The organism is Streptomyces sp. NBC_00503 (assembly GCF_036346895.1).
In the GTDB taxonomy this organism is placed as follows: domain Bacteria; phylum Actinomycetota; class Actinomycetes; order Streptomycetales; family Streptomycetaceae; genus Streptomyces.
In genome coordinates this window covers 3,248,218-3,271,447 of sequence record NZ_CP107855.1, presented here as the reverse complement: position 1 = coordinate 3,271,447, position 23,230 = coordinate 3,248,218, and the positions used below count along the sequence as shown (strand labels likewise).

General features: G+C 70.8%; 23 protein-coding genes. 14 read left to right on the top strand and 9 right to left on the bottom strand.

Features of this window, described 5'->3' with window-relative positions:
• The first annotated feature begins 32 nt into the window (after positions 1–32).
• The 8 genes from pflA to OG490_RS15105 all read left to right on the top strand — a co-directional run bounded on the left by pflA (position 33) and on the right by OG490_RS15105 (position 7,745).
• A complete protein-coding gene (gene pflA, locus OG490_RS15140) occupies positions 33–860 on the top strand; it encodes a pyruvate formate-lyase-activating protein (RefSeq protein WP_330296808.1) in 828 nt (275 codons plus the stop codon).
• Positions 861–962: 102 nt separating this feature from the next.
• The gene (locus OG490_RS15135) at positions 963–2,057 is read left to right on the top strand and encodes an MFS transporter (protein WP_330296807.1); all 1,095 of its coding nucleotides are present in this window, start codon (positions 963–965) and stop codon (positions 2,055–2,057) included.
• Positions 2,054–4,384 carry a molybdopterin oxidoreductase family protein gene (locus tag OG490_RS15130; protein WP_330296806.1) on the top strand — a complete coding sequence of 777 codons (2,331 nt, stop codon included), beginning with the start codon at positions 2,054–2,056 and terminating at the stop codon, positions 4,382–4,384. Before OG490_RS15135 ends, OG490_RS15130 begins: the two co-directional genes overlap by 4 nt.
• A 6-nt stretch (positions 4,385–4,390) precedes the next feature.
• Positions 4,391–4,990, top strand: coding sequence for a 4Fe-4S dicluster domain-containing protein (locus tag OG490_RS15125; protein WP_243335392.1), 600 nt, complete (start codon positions 4,391–4,393; stop codon positions 4,988–4,990).
• A complete protein-coding gene (locus OG490_RS15120) occupies positions 4,987–5,670 on the top strand; it encodes a QcrA and Rieske domain-containing protein (RefSeq protein WP_330296805.1) in 684 nt (227 codons plus the stop codon). Before OG490_RS15125 ends, OG490_RS15120 begins: the two co-directional genes overlap by 4 nt.
• Positions 5,667–6,035, top strand: coding sequence for a hypothetical protein (locus OG490_RS15115; protein ID WP_330296804.1), 369 nt, complete (start codon positions 5,667–5,669; stop codon positions 6,033–6,035). The genes OG490_RS15120 and OG490_RS15115 overlap by 4 nt, the downstream gene beginning before the upstream one ends.
• A gap of 2 nt (positions 6,036–6,037) precedes the next feature.
• Positions 6,038–7,465 carry a NarK family nitrate/nitrite MFS transporter gene (locus OG490_RS15110; protein ID WP_330296803.1) on the top strand — a complete coding sequence of 476 codons (1,428 nt, stop codon included), beginning with the start codon at positions 6,038–6,040 and terminating at the stop codon, positions 7,463–7,465.
• A 49-nt stretch (positions 7,466–7,514) separates the two neighbouring features.
• A complete protein-coding gene (locus OG490_RS15105; protein ID WP_330296802.1) occupies positions 7,515–7,745 on the top strand; it encodes a hypothetical protein in 231 nt (76 codons plus the stop codon).
• A gap of 43 nt (positions 7,746–7,788) precedes the next feature.
• On the opposite strand, the gene mscL is transcribed toward OG490_RS15105, so the two are convergent.
• The 8 genes from mscL to OG490_RS15065 form a co-directional block, all read right to left on the bottom strand.
• Complete coding sequence (mscL, locus tag OG490_RS15100; protein WP_330296801.1) at positions 7,789–8,292, bottom strand: large conductance mechanosensitive channel protein MscL; 504 nt, start codon at positions 8,290–8,292, stop codon at positions 7,789–7,791.
• A 120-nt stretch (positions 8,293–8,412) separates the two neighbouring features.
• Positions 8,413–8,991, bottom strand: coding sequence for a hypothetical protein (locus OG490_RS15095; protein ID WP_330296800.1), 579 nt, complete (start codon positions 8,989–8,991; stop codon positions 8,413–8,415).
• 172 nt (positions 8,992–9,163) lie between these two features.
• The gene (gene pyrF / locus OG490_RS15090; RefSeq protein WP_330296799.1) at positions 9,164–9,871 is read right to left on the bottom strand and encodes an orotidine-5'-phosphate decarboxylase; all 708 of its coding nucleotides are present in this window, start codon (positions 9,869–9,871) and stop codon (positions 9,164–9,166) included.
• Between the two features lie 107 nt (positions 9,872–9,978).
• The gene (locus OG490_RS15085; protein ID WP_330296798.1) at positions 9,979–10,536 is read right to left on the bottom strand and encodes a carboxymuconolactone decarboxylase family protein; all 558 of its coding nucleotides are present in this window, start codon (positions 10,534–10,536) and stop codon (positions 9,979–9,981) included.
• A gap of 125 nt (positions 10,537–10,661) precedes the next feature.
• Positions 10,662–11,495 (bottom strand): S-methyl-5'-thioadenosine phosphorylase, encoded by an 834-nt coding sequence (locus tag OG490_RS15080; protein ID WP_330296797.1) that lies wholly within the window; start codon positions 11,493–11,495, stop codon positions 10,662–10,664.
• A 114-nt stretch (positions 11,496–11,609) separates the two neighbouring features.
• A complete protein-coding gene (locus OG490_RS15075; RefSeq protein WP_330296796.1) occupies positions 11,610–11,930 on the bottom strand; it encodes an FmdB family zinc ribbon protein in 321 nt (106 codons plus the stop codon).
• Positions 11,931–11,997: 67 nt separating this feature from the next.
• The gene (locus tag OG490_RS15070) at positions 11,998–13,347 is read right to left on the bottom strand and encodes an MFS transporter (RefSeq protein WP_330296795.1); all 1,350 of its coding nucleotides are present in this window, start codon (positions 13,345–13,347) and stop codon (positions 11,998–12,000) included.
• A gap of 365 nt (positions 13,348–13,712) precedes the next feature.
• A complete protein-coding gene (locus OG490_RS15065) occupies positions 13,713–15,254 on the bottom strand; it encodes a potassium/proton antiporter (RefSeq protein ID WP_443065955.1) in 1,542 nt (513 codons plus the stop codon).
• Positions 15,255–15,550: 296 nt separating this feature from the next.
• On the opposite strand from OG490_RS15065, the gene OG490_RS15060 reads away from it, so the two are divergent.
• A complete protein-coding gene (locus tag OG490_RS15060; protein ID WP_330296794.1) occupies positions 15,551–18,388 on the top strand; it encodes a penicillin acylase family protein in 2,838 nt (945 codons plus the stop codon).
• Between the two features lie 12 nt (positions 18,389–18,400).
• On the opposite strand, the gene OG490_RS15055 is transcribed toward OG490_RS15060, so the two are convergent.
• Positions 18,401–19,027, bottom strand: a complete 627-nt coding sequence (locus OG490_RS15055) for a 5-formyltetrahydrofolate cyclo-ligase (RefSeq protein ID WP_330296793.1) — start codon at positions 19,025–19,027, stop codon at positions 18,401–18,403.
• A 91-nt stretch (positions 19,028–19,118) separates the two neighbouring features.
• On the opposite strand from OG490_RS15055, the gene galU reads away from it, so the two are divergent.
• The 5 genes from galU to OG490_RS15030 all read left to right on the top strand — a co-directional run bounded on the left by galU (position 19,119) and on the right by OG490_RS15030 (position 23,192).
• Complete coding sequence (gene galU / locus OG490_RS15050) at positions 19,119–20,021, top strand: UTP--glucose-1-phosphate uridylyltransferase GalU (RefSeq protein WP_330296792.1); 903 nt, start codon at positions 19,119–19,121, stop codon at positions 20,019–20,021.
• Between the two features lie 4 nt (positions 20,022–20,025).
• The gene (gene glp / locus OG490_RS15045; RefSeq protein ID WP_330296791.1) at positions 20,026–21,369 is read left to right on the top strand and encodes a molybdotransferase-like divisome protein Glp; all 1,344 of its coding nucleotides are present in this window, start codon (positions 20,026–20,028) and stop codon (positions 21,367–21,369) included.
• 73 nt (positions 21,370–21,442) lie between these two features.
• Positions 21,443–21,979: a cyclic pyranopterin monophosphate synthase MoaC gene (moaC, locus tag OG490_RS15040; RefSeq protein ID WP_330296790.1), complete on the top strand. Its 537-nt coding sequence runs from the start codon at positions 21,443–21,445 to the stop codon at positions 21,977–21,979.
• Positions 21,976–22,575 (top strand): MogA/MoaB family molybdenum cofactor biosynthesis protein, encoded by a 600-nt coding sequence (locus OG490_RS15035; RefSeq protein WP_443065818.1) that lies wholly within the window; start codon positions 21,976–21,978, stop codon positions 22,573–22,575. The genes moaC and OG490_RS15035 overlap by 4 nt, the downstream gene beginning before the upstream one ends.
• 17 nt (positions 22,576–22,592) lie before the next feature.
• Positions 22,593–23,192: a GNAT family N-acetyltransferase gene (locus OG490_RS15030; protein ID WP_330296789.1), complete on the top strand. Its 600-nt coding sequence runs from the start codon at positions 22,593–22,595 to the stop codon at positions 23,190–23,192.
• Positions 23,193–23,230 lie beyond the last annotated feature (38 nt).

Genomic DNA, 23,230 nt, shown 5'->3' with positions numbered 1-23,230 from the left:
GTCCACGGAATCTGGAAGCTGGAGCACCTGCCATGACCGTCCTCTTCGGTACGAGCCTCCCCGTCGGCCACGCCAACGCCATCAGCGTGAGCGCCGGCCAGACACTCGCCGCCGCCGCGACCCAGCGGCCGAGCGAGGGCACGGTGCACTCCTGGGACCTGTCCACCGGGGTCGACGGCCCCGGGACCAGGTTCGTGACCTTCCTGTCCGGCTGCCCGCTGACCTGCCTGTACTGCCACAACCCCGACACCATGCGGATGCGCAACGGCAAGCGCACCTCGGCCGACGACGTCATTGCCGAGGCGGGCAAGTACACCAAGTTCATCTCCGCCTCCGGGGGCGGCGCCACCATCTCCGGCGGCGAGCCGCTGCTCCAGCCCGTCTTCGCGGGCGAGCTGCTGCACCGGATGAAGAACGACCTCGGGCTGCACACCGCCCTGGACACCTCGGGCTTCCTGGGGGCCCGCGCCACCGACGCGCTGCTGCGCGATGTGGACCTGGTCCTGCTGGACATCAAGTCCTGGGACCGGGAGACGTACAAGAAGGTGACCGGTCGGCCCCTGGAGCCCACCCTGGACTTCGCCCGCCGCCTCGCCGACCTGGGCAAGGAGGTGCACCTGCGCTTCGTGCTGGTGCCGGGGCTGACCGACGCCCGGGAGAACATCGAGGGCGTCGCCGCCTTCGCGGGCACCCTCGGCAACGTCTCGCGGGTGGACGTACTGCCCTTCCACAAGCTGGGCGAGAGCAAGTGGGAGGCGCTGGACATGAAGTTCACCCTCCACGACACGCCCTCGCCGACCACCGGGCAGGTCGCCGAGGCGAAGGCGATCTTCGCCGCACAGGGGCTGAACGCGGTCTGAGCACCCAGGGGCTCCCGCCCCCGGAAGGGTCCTCACCCGAACGGCGCACCCGGAAACTCTGCAAAACGGGCTGAAACGGTACAGACCACCTAGCGTGGTGCTGTGTCCGAGCCCTCAGATGTCATCGACGCCGCGCCGCCCCCACCGGTGCCCGAGACCCCGCCGCCGGCCGGGCGGTCCGTGACCGCACGGGCCACCCTGGCCGGCACCGTCGTCTCGCTCCTGCTCATCCTCGCGATCGTGCTGGGCAGCCGACTGCTGCGCGACTTCGACTCCGCACTGCTGCCCTACGCCGTCGCCACCGTCTTCCTGGCCTTCGGCGTGGCCTACCGGTACACCGTGTGGGTCTCGGCTCCCGGCGCGCGCCGTCTCTTCAAAAAGGGCTTCGGCAGCTTCTTCTCGGCCGAGAACTTCCGCAAGGCGCCCACCGCCCTGCCGAAGATGATCGCCACCTACCTCGGCTTCCAGAAGTTCCTCGGCGCCCGCTCGCGGCCGCGCTGGATCGCCCACCAGCTCATGTTCTGGGGCTGCCTGCTCGCCGCGGCGATCACCTTCCCGCTGACCTGGGGCTGGTTCACCTTCACCTCGGACAGCGGTTCCGGCCCCGGCTACGACATGCGGGTCTGGGGCTTCAAGGTGCTCGGCTTCGACGCGCTCAGCGTCCTGGGCTGGCTGATGTTCCACGGCCTGGACATCGCCGCCGTCCTCGTCATCCCCGGCGCCACGTACTTCCTGTGGCGGCGGATGAAGGACCGCGGCGCCATCACCGGCCAGCGCTTCGCCTACGACATGCTGCCGCTGATCTGCCTGATCGTGATCTCCGTGACCGGTCTGCTGCTGACCTTCTCGTCGATCTTCCTGCACGGCGGCGGATACGAGTTCCTCGCGATCCTGCACATGGTGTCGGTGGTGTTCACCCTCATCTACATCCCGTTCGGGAAGTTCTTCCACATCGTGCAGCGCCCGGCCGCCGTCGGCATGCAGCTCTTCAAGTACACCTCCCGGCAGGGCGAGGAGCCCTTCGCCTGCAAGCGCTGCGGAGAGGCCATCGACACGGCCCCGTACGTGGAGAACCTGCGCGGCACGATGAAGGACCTGAAGCTCGACTTCGACGCCTGGGCCGAGTACTGCCCCCGCTGCAAGCGGGTGCTGCGCGGCAGCGCCTACCTGACCCAAGTCAAGAAGGGCTTCAAGTGACCGCGACGGACCCCGCCAAGGCCGCGTCCCGGCCCGTACCCGTCTCCATCGACCCCTCCATCGCCCCGCCCGGCACCCGCAACTTCCGCGACGCCGGAGGCATCCCGGCCGACAAGTGGCACGCCGACCAGAACGGCGAGACCCTCGTCCCCACCCATTGCTGCTTCTGTGGAGTGCAGTGCGGGATGTACCTGCGCGTCGACAAGGGCGGCAAGGTCTTCGGCGTGGAGCCGCGCAACCACGACATCAACCGGATGCGGCTGTGCCCCAAGGGCATCAACGCCTACCAGCAGGTCAACCACCCCGACCGGCTCACCTCGCCGCTGATGCGACGCTCGCGCGACGAGGAGTTCAAGGAGTGCTCCTGGGACGAGGCGCTGGACTTCACCGTCTCCGAGATCCGCCGCATCCAGGCCGAGCACGGCAACGACGCCTTCGGGCTGCTCGGCGGGGCCAGCCTCTTCTCCGAGAAGACCTACCTGGTCGGCAAGTTCGCCCGGGTCGCGCTGAAGACCAAGCACGTCGACTACAACGGCCGCCTGTGCATGGTCAGCGCCGCCGGGGCCAACAAGCTGGCCTTCGGCATCGACCGGGCCGGCAACCCCTTCTCCGACATCCTCCTCTCCGACTGCCTGCTCATCGCCGGGTCCAACGTGGGGGAGTGCTTCCCCGTGATGACCCAGTACCTGTGGGGCGCGCGGGACCGGGGGGCCACCCTGATCGTGATCGACCCGCGCGAGACGGCCATCGCCCGCACCGCCGACATCCACGTCGCGCTCAAGCCCGGCACCGACTCGGCCTTCTTCAACGCCGTGCTCAACGTGGTCATCGACCAGGGGCTCACCGACGAGGCCTACCTCGCCGCCCACACCACCGGCTGGGAAGAGGTCAAGAAGACCGTCGCCGAGTACCCGCCCTCCCGCTCCGCCGAGATCTGCGGGGTCCCGGCGTCCCAGATCGTCCAGGTGGCCCGCGTCTTCGCGGGTGCGGACAGGGCCATGGCCTGGCACGCCCGGGGCATCGAGCACCACTCCCAGGGCGTCGAGAACTGCCTGTCCGTCATCAACCTGTGCGTGGCCACCGGCAACATCGGCAAGCCCGGCGCCGGCTACGGCACCATCACCGGCCAGGGCAACGGTCAGGGCGGCCGCGAACACGGCCAGAAGTCCGACCTCCTGCCCGGCGGCCGCTCCATCACCAACCCGGAGCACCGCAAGCAGATCTGCCGGATCTGGGGCATCGAGGAGTCCGAACTCCCCGGCGCCGGCACCTCCATGATGGAGATGGTCTGGCAGATGCAGCGCAAGGAGATCCGCGGGCTCATCGGCATCTGCAACAACCCCTTTGTCTCGCTCCCCAACTACGCGGTGGTCAAGGACGGCTACGACACCGCCGAGTTCCACGCCCAGTTCGACTTCTTCCTCTCCGAGACCGCCGCCAACGCGCACGTGGTCTTCCCCGTCACCACCTGGGCCGAGGACGAGGGCGTGATGGCCAATGCCGAGGCCCGCGTGGTCAAGCACAACAAGGCCCAGGAACCCCCCGCCGGGGTGCGCACCGACACCTGGGTCATCTGCGAGCTGGCCCGCCGGCTCGGCGCCGGACAGCACTTCGACTTCCCCGGCTCCCGCGAGGTGTTCGAGGAACTGCGCATCGCCTCCGCCGGAACGGTCAACGACTACTACGGCATCACCTACGACCGCCTGGACGAGACCGGCGGGATCGTCTGGCCCTGCCCGTCCACCGAGCACCCCGGCACCCCCCGGCTGTTCGAGGACGGCCGGACCTACCACGCCGACGGCAAGATCCACATGCAGGTCGTGGAATGGCATCCGCCCATGGACGCCTACACCGAGGAGTTCCCCCTCTCCCTCACCACCGGCCGCACCGTCGCGCACTTCCTCTCGGGCAACCAGACCCGGCGCCTGGGCGCCCTCGTCGAGCAGACCCCCCGCCCCTGGGTGGAGGTCCACCCCTCGCACGGGTTCCGCAACGGAGACCCGGTCCGGGTGGTCACCCGCCGCGGCAGCGAGGTCTTCCCGGCCCTGGTCACCGAGGCGATCCGCCCCGACACCGTCTTCATCCCCTACCACTGGCCCGTCCCGACGGCTGCGAACGCCCTGACCATCGACGCCCTCGACCCCCGCTCGAAGATCCCCGAGTACAAGGTCTGCGCCGCCCGGATCGAGGCCGCCGAGCGGGTGGACGAGGTGCCCGCGCCGCCCACCGCCCCGGGCCACGAGGCCTATCCGGAGACCCAGGTCTCCCGCACCGACCCCCTGCCCCCCACGGCCCCGCAGGGCCGTGGCACGGCGGAGAGGAGCTGACCCGCCATGATGGGCCGCACGATCTTCATCGACCCGGGTCGCTGCATCGGCTGCCAGGCCTGCGTCTCGGCCTGCCGCGAGTGCGATTCGCACCGCGGCAAGTCGATGATCCACCTGGACTACACCGAACCCGGCATGTCCGTCGCCTCCCTTCCGTCCGTCTGTATGCACTGCGAGGACCCGGTCGCGCCCTGCGCCGAGGTGTGTCCCGCCGACGCGATCCTGGTGACCGCCGACGGGGTGGTCCAGCAGGCCGACACCACCCGCTGCATCGGCTGCTCCAACTGCGTCAACGCCTGCCCCTTCGGCATCCCGAAGATCGACCTCCAGGCGAAGCTGCAGATGAAGTGCAACCTCTGCTACGACCGCACCGCCTACGGCCTCGCCCCCATGTGCGCGACCGTCTGTCCCACCGGCGCCCTCTTCTACGGAACCCTCGAAGAGCTCCAGGCGGAGCGCCCCGGGGTCCAGGTCGCCGACTCCTTCGTCTTCGGCGACGTCGTCGTCCAGACCGGCGTGGCCATGGTCGTGCCCGCCGACAAGGTCCAGTGGCCCGTCCCCGGCGGCCTGCCCGTCGTCGAGATCAACGGAAGGGACGTCCGATGAGCGTCACCGAACAGCCCCCTCCGCACCCAGGGCCACAGGGCGACGGCCATGCGCACGACGGCGCGGCCGCCGACGCCGCGGTCGCGCAGCTGCGCGACCGGATCAGCGCCGACTCCCTCACCACCCGCCGCGACTACCTGCGGATCGTCGCCACCGTCTCCGGCGGCCTGGCCATCGGCGGGGTCGGGGTCGCGGCCGGCATCCTGCACCGGCACGGCGACAGCGAGCACCTGCCCGAGCCGAAGAAGATCACCGACCAGCTGGCCCCCGGCCAGTCCGTGGCCTTCCGCTTCCCGGGCGAGGACGACCGGGCCCTGGCCGTGCGGCTCGGCGACGGCTCCCTCGTGGGCTACTCCGCCGTCTGCACCCACCTGGCCTGCGGCGTGCTGTGGCGCGAGGACCGGGGCGCCGACGGGGAGCTGTACTGCCCCTGCCACGAGGGCGTCTTCGACGCCCGCACCGGCGAGGTGACGGCCGGCCCGCCACCGCGCCCGCTGCCCAGAATCTTCCTGACCGAGCAGGCCGACGGCAGCGTCTGGGCCGTCGCCACCGCCCGGTCGGGAGAGTCGGCCAAGGAAGCACTGTGCCGGCAGTTCAGCGAAACCCGCCCGGACGAGGCCGCCCGCCTGGGCTGCCCCGGGGCGGGCCGCGCCGGAGCCCCCGAGAGGCGGCCCACATGAGCGATACGCCCCTGCCTCCCGGGCCGGAGTACCACCCGGGCAGCGCCCAGCCACGGCTCAACCGTCCGGTGCACGAGCGGTACCCCCAGATCCGCTCCACCAGCGGGTACGGGGACCCCCGGATCCGGCACACGGGCCCGGGGCCCGGAGCGGGCACCGAGCAGGAGCCCGAGCGCTCCTCGAAGCTCAACGCGCGTCTGGCACTGGCCCTCACGGTCGTGATCGGCCAGCTCTGGGCGCTGACGGTGACCGTCAACGAGTGGATGAAGGGAAACACCGGCACGGCCTGGTGGGGAGCGGGATTCCTGATCCTGTCCTTCCTCGTCGTGCTCGGACTGTGGCTCCTCGACCCGAAGGACCGATGACCATGTCGATACCCACGCCGACCCCGGCGCCTCCCCGCAGCCACCGGGCGGAGACCTACAAGCCCGGGGCCACCATCGCCGACTGGCGGCCCGAGGACGCGAGCTTCTGGCAGTCCACCGGCCACCGGGTCGCCCAACGCAACCTCTGGGTCTCGATCCCCGCGCTGATGCTGGGATTCGTGGTCTGGCAGGTCTGGTCCGTGACCGTGGTCAAGCTGAACGACGTCGGCTTCGACTTCTCCAAGTCGCAGCTGTTCTGGCTGACCGCGATCCCCGGCATCACGGGCGGCACCTTCCGGATCCTGTACACCTTCATCGGGCCGATCTTCGGCGAGCGGAAGTTCACCGCGTTCAGCACGATCATCCTGGTCGTGCCGATGCTGTGGCTGGGCTTCGCGCTCCAGAAGAGCAGCACCCCGTACTGGGAGCTGGCGCTGATCGCGGCCGTCTGCGGAATCGGCGGCGCCAACTTCGCCTCCTCGATGGCCAACATCGGCTTCTTCTTCCCCAAGCGGGAGAAGGGCAGCGCCAACGGGCTCAACGGCGGCCTCGGCAACCTCGGCGTGAGCGTGGTCCAGCTGGTCGCCCCGCTGGTGGTCACCGCGGCCGTACTGGGTTCCCCGGCGGGCGGACCGCAGCACGACGCGAAGAAGAACACGGACATCTGGCTGCAGAACGGCGCCTTCCTCTGGGTGCCGCTGCTGGTCATCATGGCGCTGGCCGCCTGGTTCCTGATGAACGACCTCAAGGTGGCGGCGGCCCCCTTCAGCCAGCAGAAGATCATCTTCAAGCGCAAGCACAACTGGCTGATGACCTGGCTCTACGTGGGCACCTTCGGGTCCTTCATCGGCTTCGCCGCCGGCCTGCCCCTGCTGATCAAGAACAACTTCGAGGTGCAGGGCTACCAGGCCACGACCTACGCCTGGATCGGCCCGTTCATCGGGGCGATCACGCGCTGGGGCGGAGGCTGGCTCTCGGACAGGATCGGCGGAGCCAGGGTCACCCTGCTGTCCTTCGTCGGCATGGCGGCGGCCCTGGTCGTGGTGATCCTCGCGCTGCCGTCCGGCAGCGACCAGGGCAACTTCTGGGCCTTCTACGTGGGCTTCCTGGTCGCCTTCGCCTTCTCGGGCCTGGGCAACGGCTCGACCTTCCGGCAGATCCCGGTCATCTTCCGGGACCAGCACATGAAGGCGGCCGAGGGGCAGAGCCCCGAGGTGCAGGCCGCGGCGCTGAAGCAGTCGGAGATGGAGGCGGGCGCCGTCACCGGCTTCTCCTCGGCCATCGCCGCCTACGGCTTCTTCTTCATCCCCGCGATGTTCGCCGCCATGGCCGTCACCAACGCCCTGTGGATCTTCATCGGCTTCTATGCCACCTGCCTGGTGGTGTGCTGGTGGTTCTACGCGCGCAAGGGCGCCGAAGCCCCCAGCTGAGCCCCCGGCTGACCGGGACCGGTGGCGGGGGCGGCCGTACCCTGGAGGCATGAGCAACGCCCCCGCCACCGACCCGCAGGATTCACCGGCCGCGCAGGATCCCCGGACCCCGCAGGCCCCGAAGCCCGCGAAGCCGAAGCCGCGGCTGGTCTTCGACGACCCGCTGGACCAGCAGTCCTCGGACGACACCGACCGCGGCTGGGGCGAGCGGCCCCCCGCCGGCGGAAGCGCGGCCGACCTGGCCCGCTTCCTCGACGAGAAGCCGCCGCACCACGTCTGATCCGTCCGGCCCGTCAGGGCCGGACCCCTCTGAGCCGGACCCGCTAGAGCCGCGGCCCGTAGCCGCCGGAGGCGTCGGTGCCGCCGCCCGCGCCGCGCTGGGCGATCAGCTCGTCCCGGATCTCCTTGAGGACCACCAGCTCGGTGATCTCCATGGTCTCCTGGACGCCTTCCTTCGCCCGGCGGCGCTGCTCCACCTTGGCGAGGTACTTCGCCATCGGCAGCACCATCAGGAAGTAGACGACCGCGGCGGTGATCAGGAAGGTCAGTGCGGCGTTGAGTACTGAGCCCCAGAGGATCTCGACACCCGTCGGCTGGCCGTTCGGGCCGATGCCGCAAGGGTTCTTGATGCACGACTTGTAGCCGTCCAGGCTCTGCGTCCCGACGGCACCGATCAGCGGGCTGATGATCCCCTTCACCACGGAGTTCACGATGTTCGTGAACGCGGCACCGATGACCACGGCGACCGCCAGGTCGACCACGTTGCCGCGCATCAGGAAGGCCTTGAAGCCTGCCAGGACGCTCTCCTTCTTCTTCTCGCTCACCACTGAGCCTTTCTTCGTATCTGCCGAACATGGAGCCAACGGTTCCGAAAGCTACGGCAGTTTGGGCCCGGCGTGTCCAATCGACGCCCACCTCGAGGTGACTTGACCGCGCGCTTGTGCGATTCAACACAAGGTCACCGCCAGTCGGGATACAGTGCCCGCCCCCACCAGATCCCGCGCGGTTTCCCGGGGCACGGACAGGACCACCAGGGCCCCGCCGTCCTCAACGCCCTTCTCCGGAGCGGGTACTTCGGCCACGTGGGCCCCCGCGGCCACGACCCGGGGTGGCCCGCCGCGCTCCGCCGCGACCACGTCCACGCGGTCGCCGGGCCGCAGCAGGCGCACCGTCGCCGCGTCGGCGATCCGCACCGGCGCCGACACCATGCGCACCGGCGCCTCGGCCGCCGCTCCGCGGGAGACCCGCACCTCGGGCGGTGCGGAGCCCCGCGAGGCCTGGGCCTCGGTCCCGCCCACCGCCAGCGCGGCCGCGGCGACGGCCAGTCCCGCCGCGGCGCCGCGCCTCCGACGCCGTACGGCCCTGCGCAGCCGGTCCCCGCCCCGCCCCATCCGCAGCGGGGGGAAGGGCGGGACCGAGCGCGCGGGGGGACACGTAGCGGAAGGGGTGCGGGAAGGGCCCGGGGAGGGGGTCAGGGACGGATTCGGGGACGGATTCGTGGACGGGGTACGGGACTTCGCGGTCATGACGCCACCACCAGACGGAGTGAGATCCGATGCCCGGACCCAGCGCCCGGACACCCCTCACGATCCACCGCCCCGCCGAATCCCGCTCCGGCCTGTGCACGGCCCACAGCTTGTGGATATCGCCGCCACCCACAGGAGTTACTCGCAGGAGTCAGGAGTCAGGAGTCAGGAGTTACCCACAGGGCTGTCCGCCCGCCGCGATCCGCCGCAGCGCCGCCACCGGATCCGGGGCCCGCGTCACCGACCGCCCCACCACGACGTGCGAGGCCCCGTCCGCCAAGGCCGCCCAAGGCGTCCCGGCTCGGACCTCCCCGCCCCGCGGCCCCCGCTGCGTCTCCCCGGGCAGCGTCACGCCCGGCGTGACGATCAGCGGCTGCGGACCCAGCAGGGTCCGCAGCGCCGCCGCCTCCCGGGGTGCGGCGACGACCCCGTCGCATCCGGCCCGCGCCGCCAGCCGGGCCAGCCGCAGGACCTGCTCGTCGGTGCTCGAGGCGATGCCGACATCGGCGAGATCGCCCGAGGTCATGCTCGTGACCACGGTCAGCGCGAGCACCTTCAGCCGCGGGAACTCCCGCGCCGCCTCGACGGCGGCCGCCATGATCCCCGTACCGCCCATGGCGTGCACGGTCACCATGGACGCGCCCAGCGCTCCCGCGGAGCGGACCGCGCCCGCGACGGAGTCCGGGATCTCGAAGAGCTTCAGGTCGAGGAATACCTCGTGGCCCCGTGCGACGAGTTCGCGTACGAGGCCGGGCCCGGCGGCGGTGAGGAGTTCCAGTCCGACCTTGTACGCGCCGCACGCGTCGCCGAGCCGCGCGACGAGTTCGCCGGCGGCCCGGTGGCTGTCGAAGTCGAGGGCGACGATCACTTGGCTGTCCATGGCCGCCATTGTGCGGGGCCCGGGCGCGCAGCCCATGGCCCGCCCCCGTAAGCCCGTACCCCGCCCCCGTAGGCCCGTGGTCCGCCCCCGTAAGCCCGTGCCGCAGGTCAGCGCGCGGCCGGGACCCGGCAGGACTCCGAGAAGCCCTGGCTGGTCAGGCCGAAGGCGCTGTTGACCCGCGAGCGCAGGTTTTCGAGCGCGACCATGGCGGTCAGTTCGACGAAGGCGGCCTCGCCGAGGCGGGAGACGAGCTCGGCGGCGAGCTCGTCGGTGACGGTCGGCTCGGTCTCGGTCATGGCCTCGGCGTACTCCATGACCAGCAGCTCCAGCTCCGTGAACGCCTCCCGGGACTCGCGCCACACCGGGACCTTCTCGGCCTTCTCGGGGGCCAGTCCCATCTTGTCGCCCTCCCAGTAGCCGAAGTCCATGCACCACGAGCAGTTGATGCGGGAGGCCGTGGCCATCACCGCGAGGTGCTTCAGCCCGGCGTCGAGGGCGTTCCACTTCGCCGCGCGCTGTTCGAAGCGCAGGTAGCCGAAGAGCACCCGCGGGTTGTGCCCGTACGCCTGGCCGGGCTCCATCACCTTGCCGTAGGTGCGGCGCGAGTACCAGGAGACGAGGCGGTTGAGGACGGTGCGGGGCGGGGTGAGCGAGATGCGGGCCATGGCTGGTGCCTCCTGGATCGGACGGTCGGTCTCGGTGGTTGTTCGTCCTTCACCAGCTGAGACCGGACAGCCCTGCGGAATGTGACACCAGCCGACGACCAGCGGGCCATCAGTCGACCGCCCGCCTACGGCAGCTCGATGCCCAGGTCCCAGCCGTCGTGCGCGTGCGTGCACAGGCAGTCGCGGGATTCCGTCGGCGGCAGGGCGGTCACCGCGTCGAAGAGGACCTCGCGCAGGCGTCCGACGTTCTCGCCGAAGACCTTCAGGACCTCCGTGTGGGAGACCCCCTCGCCCGTCTCGGCGCCCGCGTCGAGGTCCGTGACCAGGGCCATCGAGGTGTAGCAGAGCCCCATCTCGCGCGCGAGGACCGCCTCCGGGTGGCCGGTCATGCCGACGACCGACCAGCCGGCCGCCGCGTGCCAGCGGGATTCGGCGCGGGTCGAGAAGCGCGGGCCCTCGATGACGACCATGGTGCCGCCATCCACCGGCTCCCAGGCGCGCCCGCGCGCCGCCGCGAGGGCGACGGACCGGCCGACGGGGCAGTAGGGGTCGGCGAAGGTGGTGTGCACGACGTTGGGGACCGAGCCGTCGGGGAGGGGCTCGCCGTCGAAGAAGGTCTGCGCACGCGCCTTCGTACGGTCGACCAGCTGGTCGGGGACGAGCAGCGTGCCCGGACCGTACTCGGGGCGCAGGCCGCCGACCGCGCACGGGCCCAGCACCTGGCGGACGCCGACGGAGCGCAGGGCCCACAGGTTGGCCCGGTAGTTGATCTTGTGCGGGGGCACGGTGTGGCTGCGGCCGTGCCGGGGCAGGAACGCCACGGTGCGGCCCGCCAGCTCGCCCAGGTACAAGGAGTCGCTCGGGGGCCCGTAGGGGGTCTCGACCTGGATCTCGGAGACGTCCTCCAGGAAGGAGTAGAAGCCCGATCCGCCGATGACACCGATCTCTGCATTCGCCATGCGTCCCACCCTAAAGGGGTCCCGCCGCAAGGGGCTCAGCGCAGCGGGGGGTATGCCGAAGGCCCCGGGTCCGGAAGGACGGCGGGGCCTCGGGTGAAGCGTGTGAAGCGGCGGTCAGGCGGCCGAGGTGCTCGACGACGACGAGGAAGAGCTCGACGAAGACGAAGAGGACGACGAAGAGGACGACGACGAAGACGCGGCCGGGGTGGCGGCCGGCGTCGACGCGGGCTTCGAGGCAGGGGTGCTGCTCGACGAGGCGCCGCGGCTGTCGTTCCGGTAGAAACCGGAGCCCTTGAAGACGATGCCGACCGCGGAGAACACCTTCTTCAGGCGTCCGTCACAGCTCGGGCACACGGTCAGTGCGTCGTCGGTGAACTTCTGCACGGCCTCAAGGCCCTCACCGCACTCGGTGCACTGGTACTGGTAGGTCGGCACGAATTTCCTCCTGGCACTCTCACTCAATGAGTGCTAACGACGCTCCATGGTGACGTATTCCGGCGGATCAGTCCACCGTCACCGGCACGCGGTGACCCAGACCACGCTCGTTCACACCCGCGGAGGGTGCCTTCGAGGTGGCCGTCGCGGCCGAGGTGGCCGGCTTGGACGAGCTGACGATCCGGCTCGGGGCCTTCGGAGCCAGCTTCGCACGCAGCGTCAACAGGATGGTCAGCGCGATCGCGGTGGCCACCAGCGGCACGAGGAAGCCGTACGAGGACCCGTGGGCGTCCGTCAGGCGCCCGGCCAGGGTCACGGCGCCGGCCTGCCCGAAGGCGACCGCTCCGGTGAGCCAGGTGAAGGCCTCGGTGCGCGAGGTGGCCGGGATCAGCTGCTCGATCATGGTGTAGCCGGTGATCAGCGCGGGGGCGATGCACAGGCCGACGACCAGGCCGAGCGCGCCGAGCAGGATCATCGAGTGGGCCGCCCACAGGACCGAGGCGGCCGCGGTGAGGCCGATGTAGCCGAGGATCAGGCGGCGGCGCGGGCCGATCTTCCAGGAGATCGCACCGCAGGCGATGCCGGCGATCATGTTGCCCGCGGCGAAGACGCCGTAGAGCAGGCCGTTGGCGCCGGGGTTGCCGATCTCCTCGGAGAAGGCTGCCAGCGACACCTGCATGCCGCCGAAGACGGCGCCGATGCCGATGAAGGCGACGATCAGGACGCGCAGGCCGTGGAACGAGAGGGCCGAGGCGCGCTGCTCGCCGTGCGCCGGACGGGCGACGGGCTTGGGCTGCGTGGCGCGCTGGGCGGCGAAGAGCAGGCCGCCGATCAGGGTCAGCGCGGCCTCGGTGACCAGGCCGGCGGCCGGGTTGATGCCGGTGCACAGCGCGGTGGCGAGCACCGGGCCGACGACGAAGGTGAACTCGTCGGTGACGGACTCGAACGCGGCGGCCGTCGGCAGCAGCGGGGAGCCCTCGAGCTTGGCCGCCCAGCGGGACCGGACCATGGGCCCGACCTGCGGAACGGATGCACCGGCGGGGACGGCCGCCAGTGCGAGCGCCCAGACGGGCGCCCCCAGCAGCGCGAACGCCGCCAGGGAGCTGACTGCGGTGGCGTGCGTGAGGGCCACCGGGACCAGCACGGCGCTCTGGCCGTGGCGGTCGATGAGCTTGCCCATGACGGGAGCGAAGAGCGCCATGGAGATACCGGTGACGGCGGCGACGATGCCGGCGCTGCCGTAGGAGCCGGTGGTGTGCTGGACGAGCAGCAGGATGCTGATCGTCAGCATGCCGAAGGGGAGACGCGCGGCGAATCCCGGGAGAACGAAGCCGAGGGCGCCGGGCGTGCGCAGGAGCTGCCCGTAGCCGGGTCGGGTGGACTTGGCGGACTTTTCGGTCGTGACCGCGGATGTCACGGCCTGGCCTTTCCGCTGCCTGGTAGAACTCCCCGTCTGCGGACGATGCGCCGCTTTTTGAGCGATCGCACCCGTACATGTGGGAGCCCCGAGAGCTGTCCTCTTGCGCCGAACCGAGTGATACCTGGGCACCCACTGCGGGAGGGAGCCACGGCCGCTTTGCGGTCGCGCCAGCTCTGCGTCAGACAGAGTTGGTTCGATGTGTTGTGCCTTAATCGTACAGGCAGATCGGCTTTCACGCCCTGTGATTCGGGCTACAGGGCGTGTCTTCACCTGCGATTAACTGGAACTTCGCATTCAAGCTCAGGCTAAAGCGGGTGAATACGGACATAAGGCCTCGAAGGCGGCCGAATTAGAGCGCTGCTCTAACCCTTGGTACCGCTTCCGTCGTTCCCTTTGCCGTTCCTGCCGCCGTTCCTGCCGCCGTGCCCGTTGCCGTTCCCCCCGCCGGTCCCCAGCCAGCCCGCCAGCTTGCCGCCCCGGGCCACCGCCCGCAGCCGCGCCTCCGCCGCGTCCCGGACCGGATCCGTGGCCACCACCAACAGCTCGTCCCCGCGCCGCAGCACCGTCGACGGAGCCGGTACGAAGCTCTTCGCGTCCCGTACGACCAGCGTGACGGAGGCGCCCGGCGGCAGCCGCAGCTCGCTCACCTCGACGCCGTGCATCCGTGAGGCCGGCGGGATCGCGAAGGACAGCAGGTGTCCGCGCAGCTTCTCCAGCGGGGCCGATTCGATCCCCAGGTCGGAGGCGGTCTCGTCGCTGTCGCCGAGCTTCAGCTTGCCGGCCAGCCAGGGCAGGGTCGGGCCCTGGATCAGGGTGTAGACGACGACCAGGACGAAGACGATGTTGAAGACGCGCTCGCTGCCCTCGATCCCGGTCACCATCGGGATGGTCGCCAGGATGATGGGCACGGCCCCGCGCAGGCCCGCCCACGACATCAGGGCCTGCTCCTGCCAGGGCAGCCGGAACGGCAGCAGCGAGACGAAGACCTCCAGCGGCCGCGCCACCATGGTCAGTACCAGCCCGATGACCACCGCCGGCCAGAAGTCCCCGGCCAGCTCGTGCGGGGTGACCAGGAGGCCGAGCAGGACGAACATGCCGATCTGGGCGATCCAGCCGAGCCCGTCCGCGAATCCCCGGGTGGCGGGCCAGTGCGGCAGCTTGGCGTTGCCGAGGACCATCGCCGCCAGGTACACGGCGAGGAAGCCGGAGCCGTGGGCCATCGCGCCGGCCGCGTAGGCCGTGATGGCGATCGCCATGACCGCGATCGGGTAGAGGCCGGAAGCGGGCAGGGCCACGTGCCGCAGCCCGTACGAGCCCAGGAAGCCCACGGCCAGGCCGATGGCGGCGCCGATCGTCAGCTCCAGGGCGATCTTGCCGATGAGGACGTACCACTGGTCGACCGGTCCGACGGTGGCGAAGGCCACGACCAGGATGACCACGGGTGCGTCGTTGAAGCCGGACTCGGCCTCCAGGACGCCCGTCACCCGGGAGGGGAGGGGGACCTTGCGCAGGACGGAGAAGACCGCAGCCGCGTCGGTCGAGGAGACGACCGCGCCGATCAGCAGGGCTTGCCGCCATTCGAGTCCGACCAGGTAGTGCGCGCCCGCCGCGGTCACACTCACGCTGACGGCGACGCCGACCAGCGACAGCACGATCGCGGCCGGCAGGGCCGGCTTGATCTCTTTCCACTTGGTGCCCAGACCGCCCTCGGCGAGGATGACGACGAGTGCGGCGTAGCCGATCACCTGGGTCAGCTCGGCGTTGTCGAATACGACGTTGCCTATGCCGTCCTGGCCTATGGCTATGCCTATGCCGAGGTAGATGAGCAGGCTGGGGAGGCCGCTGCGTGAAGAGATGCGTACCGCCGCGACGGCGACGAGCAGCACGAGCGAGCAGACCAGCAGTAGCTCGTTGAGCGTGTGGACAGTCAGCGGGCGGCCCTTTCCTCGACGTGCCTGGCGATGGCGGACTACCGATCGCGTCGGGTGGAATGACGGATCGTTCCGGCACGGGCACGGACGGCAAGTACTTCGTTACCTTACCTAATCTTTGACGCGCCCTTTACTCGACAACCACATTGTGAAACGCCGGAGGGGCCCTGTCCTCATGACCTTGACCCCTGGCGGATCAACGCACCCGGTCCTGCGCCTATGGTTGCTCCCAGCACTCCCAGGACCACCCTGCCCCTCGAAGGACAGCGATGCCCGCCAACGAAACCGCCCCTTCCGTCAAGAAGAAGGGACGACGCGCCCGTCTGATCGTGCTCGTCCTGGTCCTGGGGCTCCTCGCGGGCTTCGGCTACGGGGGCTACTGGACCCTGGACAGCGTCCGGGGCTCGTTCCCACAGACCACCGGCTCCCTCAAGGTCCCCGGCATGGCCGGGACCGTGGACGTCAAGCGCGACGCCCACGGAATCCCGCAGCTCTACGCCGACTCCGACGAGGACCTCTTCCGCGCGCAGGGCTTCGTGCACGCGCAGGACCGGTTCTGGGAGATGGACGTACGCCGCCACATGACCTCCGGGCGCCTCTCCGAGATGTTCGGCGCCGGCCAGGTCGAGACCGACGCCTTCCTGCGCACGCTCGGCTGGCGCCAGATCGCGCAGCAGGAGTACGACACCAAGCTCGCGCCCGACACGAAGAAGAACCTCCAGGCCTACGCCGACGGGGTCAACGCGTACCTCAAGGGCAAGTCCGGCAAGGACCTCTCCGTCGAGCACGCCGCGCTCAAGCTCAGCGACGACTACCGGCCCGAGCAGTGGACCCCGGTCGACTCCGTGGCCTGGCTCAAGGCGATGGCCTGGGACCTGCGCGGCAACATGCAGGACGAGATCGACCGCGCGCTGATGACGGGCAAGCTCTCGCCGACGCAGATCGACGACCTCTACCCGCCGTACCCCTTCGACCGGAACCGGCCGATCGTCGAGGGCGGCTCCGTCGCGGGCGGGAAGTACGCACCCGCGACGGGTTCCGGCGGCTCCGGCTCCTCCACGGGGTCCTCGGGCTCCGGCGGACAGGGCAGCACCGTCGGCTCCCAGGCCTCCGCCCGGACGGGTACGGACGCCACCGCCGAGCCGACCGGCCTGACCGGCAACGCCACCGCCCAGGGCGCGACCGTGGGGCTGCGCACCCACCTGAGCGCACTGGCCGACACCCTCGACCAGATCCCCGCGATCCTCGGCCCGGCCGGCAGCGGCATCGGATCGAACTCCTGGGTCGTCTCGGGCAAGTACACGACCACCGGCAAGCCGCTGCTCGCGAACGACCCGCACCTCTCGCCGCAGCTCCCCTCGGTCTGGTACCAGATGGGCCTGCACTGCCGCACGGTCTCGGCCGGCTGCCAGTACGACGTGGCCGGCTACACCTTCTCGGGCATGCCCGGCGTGGTCATCGGCCACAACGCCGACATCGCCTGGGGCATGACGAACCTGGGCGCCGACGTCACCGACCTCTACCTGGAGCAGGTCAGGCCCGAGGGCTACGTCTACGACAACAAGGTGCTGCCCTTCACCACCCGCGAAGAAGTGATCAAGATCGCCGGTGGCGGCGAGAAGAAGATCACGGTCCGCAGCACCAACAACGGCCCGCTGATCTCCGACCGCAGCAGCGAGATCGCCTCGGTCGGCTCCCGCGCCCCCGTCGCCAGCTCCGCACCGGACCGCGGCAACGGCTACGGGGTGGCCCTGCGCTGGACCGCGCTGGACCCCGGCAAGTCGATGGACGCGGTCTTCAAGCTCGACCGGGCCAAGGACTTCGCGGGCTTCCGCGCCGCGGCCCGCGACTTCGAGGTCCCGTCCCAGAACCTGATCTACGCCGACAACAAGGGCGCCACCGGCAACATCGGCTACCAGGCTCCCGGCCGCATCCCGGTCCGCGGTGCGGGCGACGGCCGCATGCCGGCGCCCGGCTGGGACTCGAAGTACGGCTGGAAGGACTTCATCCCGCAGGACGAGATGCCGTACGCCTCCAACCCGTCCCGCGGATTCATCGTGACCGCGAACCAGGCCGTAGCCGAGCCCGGCACCGGCGCGGGCAAGTACCCGAACCTGCTGACCACCGACTGGGGCTACGGCGCCCGCAGCCAGCGGATCAACGACCTCATCGAGGCGAAGATCAAGGACAGCGGCAAGATCTCCACCGACGACATGCGCACCATGCAGATGGACAACAGCAGCGAGATCGCCGCGCTGCTGACCCCGATGCTGGCCAAGATCAACGTCTCGGACCCGGACGTCCGTTCCGCGCAGAAGCTCCTGGAGGGCTGGAACTACACCCAGGAGCCCGACTCGGCGGCCGCCGCCTACTTCAACGCGGTCTGGCGCAACATCCTCAAGCTGGCCTTCGGCGACAAGATGCCCAAGGAACTGCGCGTCGAGGGCAGCTGCATGAACGTCCCCGAGCAGACGACCGGACCGGCCGACGACCTCGCCAAGATGGTCCGCGAGTGCGGTACGCGCGGCTCCGACTCGGCGCAGCCCGACGGCGGCGACCGCTGGTTCGAGGTGGTCCGCCGACTGGTCAAGGACGAGAACTCCAAGTGGTGGCAGGCGCCCGCCGTCGGCCGCAACGTGCCGGCCACCGCCACCCGCGACCAGCTCTTCGCGCGGGCCATGAAGGACGCCCGCTGGGAGCTGACCGCCAAGCTCGGCAAGGACCAGTCCACCTGGAGCTGGGGCCGCCTGCACCAGCTGATGCTGAAGAACCAGACGATCGGCTCCGAGGGCCCCGGCTACATGCAGTGGCTCCTCAACCGGGGTCCGTGGAACCTGGGCGGCGGCGAGGCCACCGTCAACGCGACCGGCTGGAACGCCTCCAGCGGGTACGGGGTCACCTGGGTGCCCTCGATGCGGATGGTCGTGAACCTCAACGACCTCGACAAGTCCCGCTGGATCAACCTGACGGGCGCCTCGGGGCACGCCTACCACTCCCACTACACGGACCAGACGACCATGTGGGCCAAGGGCGAACTGCTGGAGTGGCCCTTCGGCAAGGAGGCCGTGGACAAGGCCACGGTCGAGACGCTGCAGCTGACGCCGTAGCGGCGCCGTAGCTCAGAAGCGGACCACCCCCGACGGGGTGGCCACCGCCCGGACGGGGTGGTCGTGCGGTTCCTCCGGGACCCGCGCGACCACCTCGTTGTCGTAGAGGAGCACCACCAGTGCGGGATGCGCCCCGGCGCGCTCCAGCCGCTCCAGCACCCGGTCGTACGAGCCTCCGCCCCGCCCGAGCCGCATCCCGCGCCGGTCCACGGCCAGTCCGGGCAGCAGCACGGCGTCGGCGCCGGTCACCGCGTCCGGGCCGAGGCGCGGACCGGCGGGTTCGAGGAGCGTCATCTTCCCCGCGTGCGCGGCCTCGGCCAGGCTCCCGGGGCCCTCGTACAGGGCCCAGTCGAGGTCGTTGCCGGGCAGCAGGACGGGCAGCAGCACCCGCTTCCCGGCCGCCCTGAGCGCGTCGATCAGTTCGCGGGTGCCGGGTTCGCTCCCGATGGAGACGTACGCGGCCACCGTGTGCGCGTCGGCCAGTTCGGGCAGTTCACGGGCGGAGCGGGAGAGCGCGCGTGCCGACGTACGCAGGAGGTCGGGGGACAAGGCGCGGCGGGCGGCGAGGAGTTCCCGGCGCAGGGCCGATTTGGCGGCCGACGGTGCGGGCGGGGGCGGGGGAGGCTGGTTCTCTACCACGGCTGGCTCGTATCTCTTCCTCTTGGTACATACCTGATCATGTTCACCTGAATCTCATCTGCCGCAACCCCTCAACGACTATCGTTCGACCATGACTCAGTTGCACCCCGTGATCAAGAAGGCCGTCATCCCGGCCGCGGGACTCGGCACTCGCTTCCTCCCCGCGACCAAGGCGACGCCGAAGGAAATGCTTCCGGTGGTGGACAAGCCGGCGATCCAGTACGTGGTCGAGGAAGCCGTATCGGCCGGCCTGGACGACGTACTCATGATCACAGGGCGTAACAAGCGTGCTCTGGAAGACCACTTCGACCGCAACTACGAGCTGGAGTCCGCGCTCATCGCCAAGGGCGACGACGACCGGCTGAAGAAGGTCCAGGAGTCCAGCGACCTGGCCACCATGCACTACGTCCGCCAGGGCGACCCGCGCGGTCTCGGCCACGCCGTGCTGTGCGCCGAGCCGCACGTCGGCACCGAGCCCTTCGCCGTCCTCCTCGGCGACGACCTCATCGACCCGCGCGACCCGCTGCTGCGTCAGATGGTGGAGATCCAGCAGCGCACCGGCGGCACCGTCGTCGCGCTGATGGAGGTCGAGCCGTCCCAGGTGCACCTCTACGGCTGCGCCGCCGTCGAGCCCACCGACGAGGACGGGGTGGTCCGCGTCACGGGTCTCGTCGAGAAGCCGGACGCGGTGGACGCGCCCAGCAACTTCGCCGTGATCGGACGCTACGTCCTCAATCCGGCGATCTTCGGCATACTGCGGGAGACCGAGCCGGGCCGCGGCGGTGAGATCCAGCTGACCGACGCCCTGCAGAAGCTGGCCGCCGACGAGACCCTCGGCGGCCCGGTGCACGGCGTGGTCTTCCGGGGCCGCCGCTACGACACCGGGGACCGCGGGGACTACCTGCGGGCCATCGTCCGACTCGCCTGCGAGCGCGAGGACCTGGGCCCGGAGTTCCGCACCTGGCTTCACCGTTACGTCACGGAGGAGATGTAGCACCTTGAGCAAGCCCGACGCACCGCAGGACACTGGCCACCAGCGTTTGTGGTCGGTGGACGAGCACCTCGCGGACGTCCTCGCCACCGTCCGGCCCCTGGAGCCCATCGAGCTCCAGCTGCTGGACGCCCAGGGCTGTGTCCTGGTCGAGGACGTCACCGTGCCCGTCGCCCTTCCGCCCTTCGACAACAGCTCGATGGACGGCTATGCCGTCCGGACCGCCGACGTCCAGGGCGCGAGCGAGGAGTTCCCCGCGGTGCTGACGGTCATCGGGGACGTCGCGGCCGGCAGCGGAGACCTGCCGACCGTCGGCCCCGGCCAGGCCGCCCGCATCATGACCGGCGCCCCGCTGCCGCCCGGCGCCGAAGCCGTCGTACCGGTCGAGTGGACCGACGGCGGTACGGGCGGGGGCGCGGCCTCGGGGATGACCCCGGCCAGCGAGTCGCCCGAACTCGCCGCCGGCGAGGTACGGGTCCACCGCGCCGCCGAGGCGCGGGCGCACGTCCGCTCACGCGGAAGCGACGTCCAGGCCGGGGACCTCGCGCTCGCCGCGGGCACCGTGCTCGGCCCGCCGCAGATCGCCCTGCTGGCGGCCATCGGGCGCGGCACCGTACGGGTGCGGCCGCGCCCGCGCGTCGTCGTGCTGTCCACCGGCAGCGAACTGGTCCAGCCCGGCGAGGCGCTGACGGCCGGCACGATCTACGACTCCAACAGCTTCGCGCTGGCCGCCGCCGCGCGGGACGCCGGTGCCATCGCCTACCGCGTCGGCGCCGTCGCCGACGACGCCGAGACCCTGCGCTCCACGATCGAGGACCAGCTCATCCGGGCCGACCTCCTGGTCACCACGGGCGGGGTCAGCGTCGGCGCGTACGACGTGGTCAAGGAGGCCCTCACGGCCGTCTCCACCGGCGAAGAGGGCGTGGACGGCGCCGGAATCGACTTCCGCAAGCTCGCCATGCAGCCCGGCAAGCCCCAGGGCTTCGGCACCATCGGCCCCGACCACACCCCTCTGCTGGCCCTGCCCGGCAACCCGGTGTCCTCGTACGTCTCCTTCGAGCTGTTCGTGCGCCCCGCGATCCGCGCCCTGATGGGCCTGCCCGCCTCCGAGGTCAGCCGGCCCAGCGTGCGCGCGGTCCTGGAGGCCGACAAGGCGATCGGCTCCCCGGCCGGCCGCAGGCAGTTCCTGCGCGGCAAGTACGACGCGGCGAGGGGCACGGTCAGCCCGGTCGGCGGATCGGGCTCGCACCTGATCGCCGCGCTGGCACACGCCGACTCCCTGATGGTCGTACCGGAGGACGTCACCTCGGTGGAGCCCGGAGCCGAGCTCGAAGTGGTCCTGCTCGGCTGAGGTCCGGCGGATGCGGGTAGCGTGTTGCACCACACAGGCCCTTGTGGGGCCCGGACGGGAGCGGCACGCACTTATGGCAGCGATCTCCCGGGGGGAAACCCCCGGACCCCTTGAGCAGAGCGGCGCCGGCGGCGCCGGTGGCACCAAGCTGACGCACATCGACGAGGCCGGTGCGGCCCGGATGGTGGACGTCTCGGAGAAGGCCGTCACGACGCGGACGGCACGGGCCAGCGGACGCGTGCTCGTCTCCCCGCGGGTGATCGAGCTGCTGCGCGGTGAGGGCGTTCCCAAGGGCGACGCCCTCGCCACCGCGCGGATCGCCGGGATCATGGGTGCGAAGAGGACCCCCGACCTGATCCCGCTGTGCCACCCGCTGGCGGTCTCCGGCGTGAAGGTGGACCTGACGGTCGCCGACGACGCCGTCGAGATCCTCGCGACCGTCAAGACGGCGGACCGGACGGGCGTCGAGATGGAGGCGCTGACCGCGGTCGCCGTCGCCGGGCTCACCGTCATCGACATGGTCAAGGCCGTCGACAAGGGCGCCGTCATCACGGACGTGCGGGTCGAAGAGAAGACGGGCGGCAAGTCCGGCGACTGGGCGCGCTCGTGAACCCCCCGCGCGGCGGCGAGGTCCACAGCCACAGCCACGGGCCCGCGTCGGAGGCCGTAGCGGCCCCGGTGACTCCTGTCGCGGAGTCCGGGCTGCGCGCGCTGGTGGTCACCGCCTCGAACCGGGCGTCCGCGGGCGTGTACGAGGACCGGGGCGGCCCGGTGCTCGCCGAGGGGCTGCGCTCGCTCGGCTTCGCCGTGGACGGCCCGCGCGTGGTCCCCGACGGGGATCCCGTCGAGGCGGCCCTGCGCGAGGGCGTGGCCGCCGGGTACGACGTCATCCTCACCACCGGCGGAACCGGCATCTCGCCGACCGACCGGACCCCGGAGGTCACCGCCCGGGTGCTGGACTACGAGATCCCGGGCATCCCGCAGGCCGTTCGCGCCGAGTCGCTGGCGAAGGTGCCGACCGCGGCGCTGTCGCGGGGCCTGGCGGGCGTGGCGGGCCGCACCCTGATCGTGAACCTGCCGGGTTCCACCGGCGGGGTCCGCGACGGGATCGCGGTGCTCTCGCGGGTGCTGCTCCACGCCGTCGACCAGATCCGGGGCGGCGACCACCAGTCGCCTCCCGGAAGACCCTCGGGGAGCACGAACTGAACGGCCCCTCCTGGCCGGTGGTGCTGGCGGACGGCGATGTCACGCTCCGGCCGATAAAGCTGCGGGACCAGGCCGCCTGGCGCGAGGTCAACCGGCGCAACCGCGACTGGCTGCGCCCGTGGGAGGCCACCATTCCGCCGCCCGCGCCCTGGGGGCCGGTGATCCAGCGGCCGACGTACCGCCAGATGGTCCGCCATCTGCGGGCGGAGGCGAACGCGGGGCGGATGCTGCCCTTCGTCATCGAGTACCAGGGGCGCCTGGTGGGCCAGCTGACGGTCGCCGGGATCACCTGGGGCTCGATGTGCGCGGGCCACGTGGGCTACTGGGTGGACCGCGAGGTGGCGGGCCGCGGGGTGATGCCCACGGCGGTCGCGCTCGCGGTGGACCACTGTTTCGCGAAGGTCGGGCTGCACCGGATCGAGGTCTGCATCCGGCCGGAGAACGGTCCGAGCCGACGGGTGGTGGAGAAGCTCGGGTTCCGTGAGGAAGGGCTGCGGCCGCGCTATCTGCACATCGACGGCGCGTGGCGGGACCACCTCGTGTACGCGCTGACGGTGGAGGAGGTGCGGGAGGGGCTGCTGCACCGCTGGCACCGGGAACGGCATCCGCACGCTTAATGGGAATCCGATATTTGTTCGAATTCTTCGAGCGGCGA

Excerpts from the sequence above, each read along its gene's own strand:
- OG490_RS15060 (WP_330296794.1), top strand. The coding sequence starts at position 15,551 with ATGCCCGCCAACGAAACCGCCCCTTCCGTCAAGAAGAAGGGACGACGC.
- OG490_RS15125 (WP_243335392.1), top strand. The coding sequence starts at position 4,391 with ATGATGGGCCGCACGATCTTCATCGACCCGGGTCGCTGCATCGGCTGC.
- OG490_RS15085 (WP_330296798.1), bottom strand. The coding sequence starts at position 10,536 with ATGGCCCGCATCTCGCTCACCCCGCCCCGCACCGTCCTCAACCGCCTC.
- pyrF (WP_330296799.1), bottom strand. The coding sequence starts at position 9,871 with ATGGACAGCCAAGTGATCGTCGCCCTCGACTTCGACAGCCACCGGGCC.
- OG490_RS15110 (WP_330296803.1), top strand. The coding sequence starts at position 6,038 with ATGTCGATACCCACGCCGACCCCGGCGCCTCCCCGCAGCCACCGGGCG.
- OG490_RS15115 (WP_330296804.1), top strand. The coding sequence starts at position 5,667 with ATGAGCGATACGCCCCTGCCTCCCGGGCCGGAGTACCACCCGGGCAGC.
- OG490_RS15080 (WP_330296797.1), bottom strand. The coding sequence starts at position 11,495 with ATGGCGAATGCAGAGATCGGTGTCATCGGCGGATCGGGCTTCTACTCC.
- OG490_RS15120 (WP_330296805.1), top strand. The coding sequence starts at position 4,987 with ATGAGCGTCACCGAACAGCCCCCTCCGCACCCAGGGCCACAGGGCGAC.
- OG490_RS15105 (WP_330296802.1), top strand. The coding sequence starts at position 7,515 with ATGAGCAACGCCCCCGCCACCGACCCGCAGGATTCACCGGCCGCGCAG.
- moaC (WP_330296790.1), top strand. The coding sequence starts at position 21,443 with ATGGCAGCGATCTCCCGGGGGGAAACCCCCGGACCCCTTGAGCAGAGC.
- pflA (WP_330296808.1), top strand. The coding sequence starts at position 33 with ATGACCGTCCTCTTCGGTACGAGCCTCCCCGTCGGCCACGCCAACGCC.
- OG490_RS15095 (WP_330296800.1), bottom strand. The coding sequence starts at position 8,991 with ATGACCGCGAAGTCCCGTACCCCGTCCACGAATCCGTCCCCGAATCCG.
- galU (WP_330296792.1), top strand. The coding sequence starts at position 19,119 with ATGACTCAGTTGCACCCCGTGATCAAGAAGGCCGTCATCCCGGCCGCG.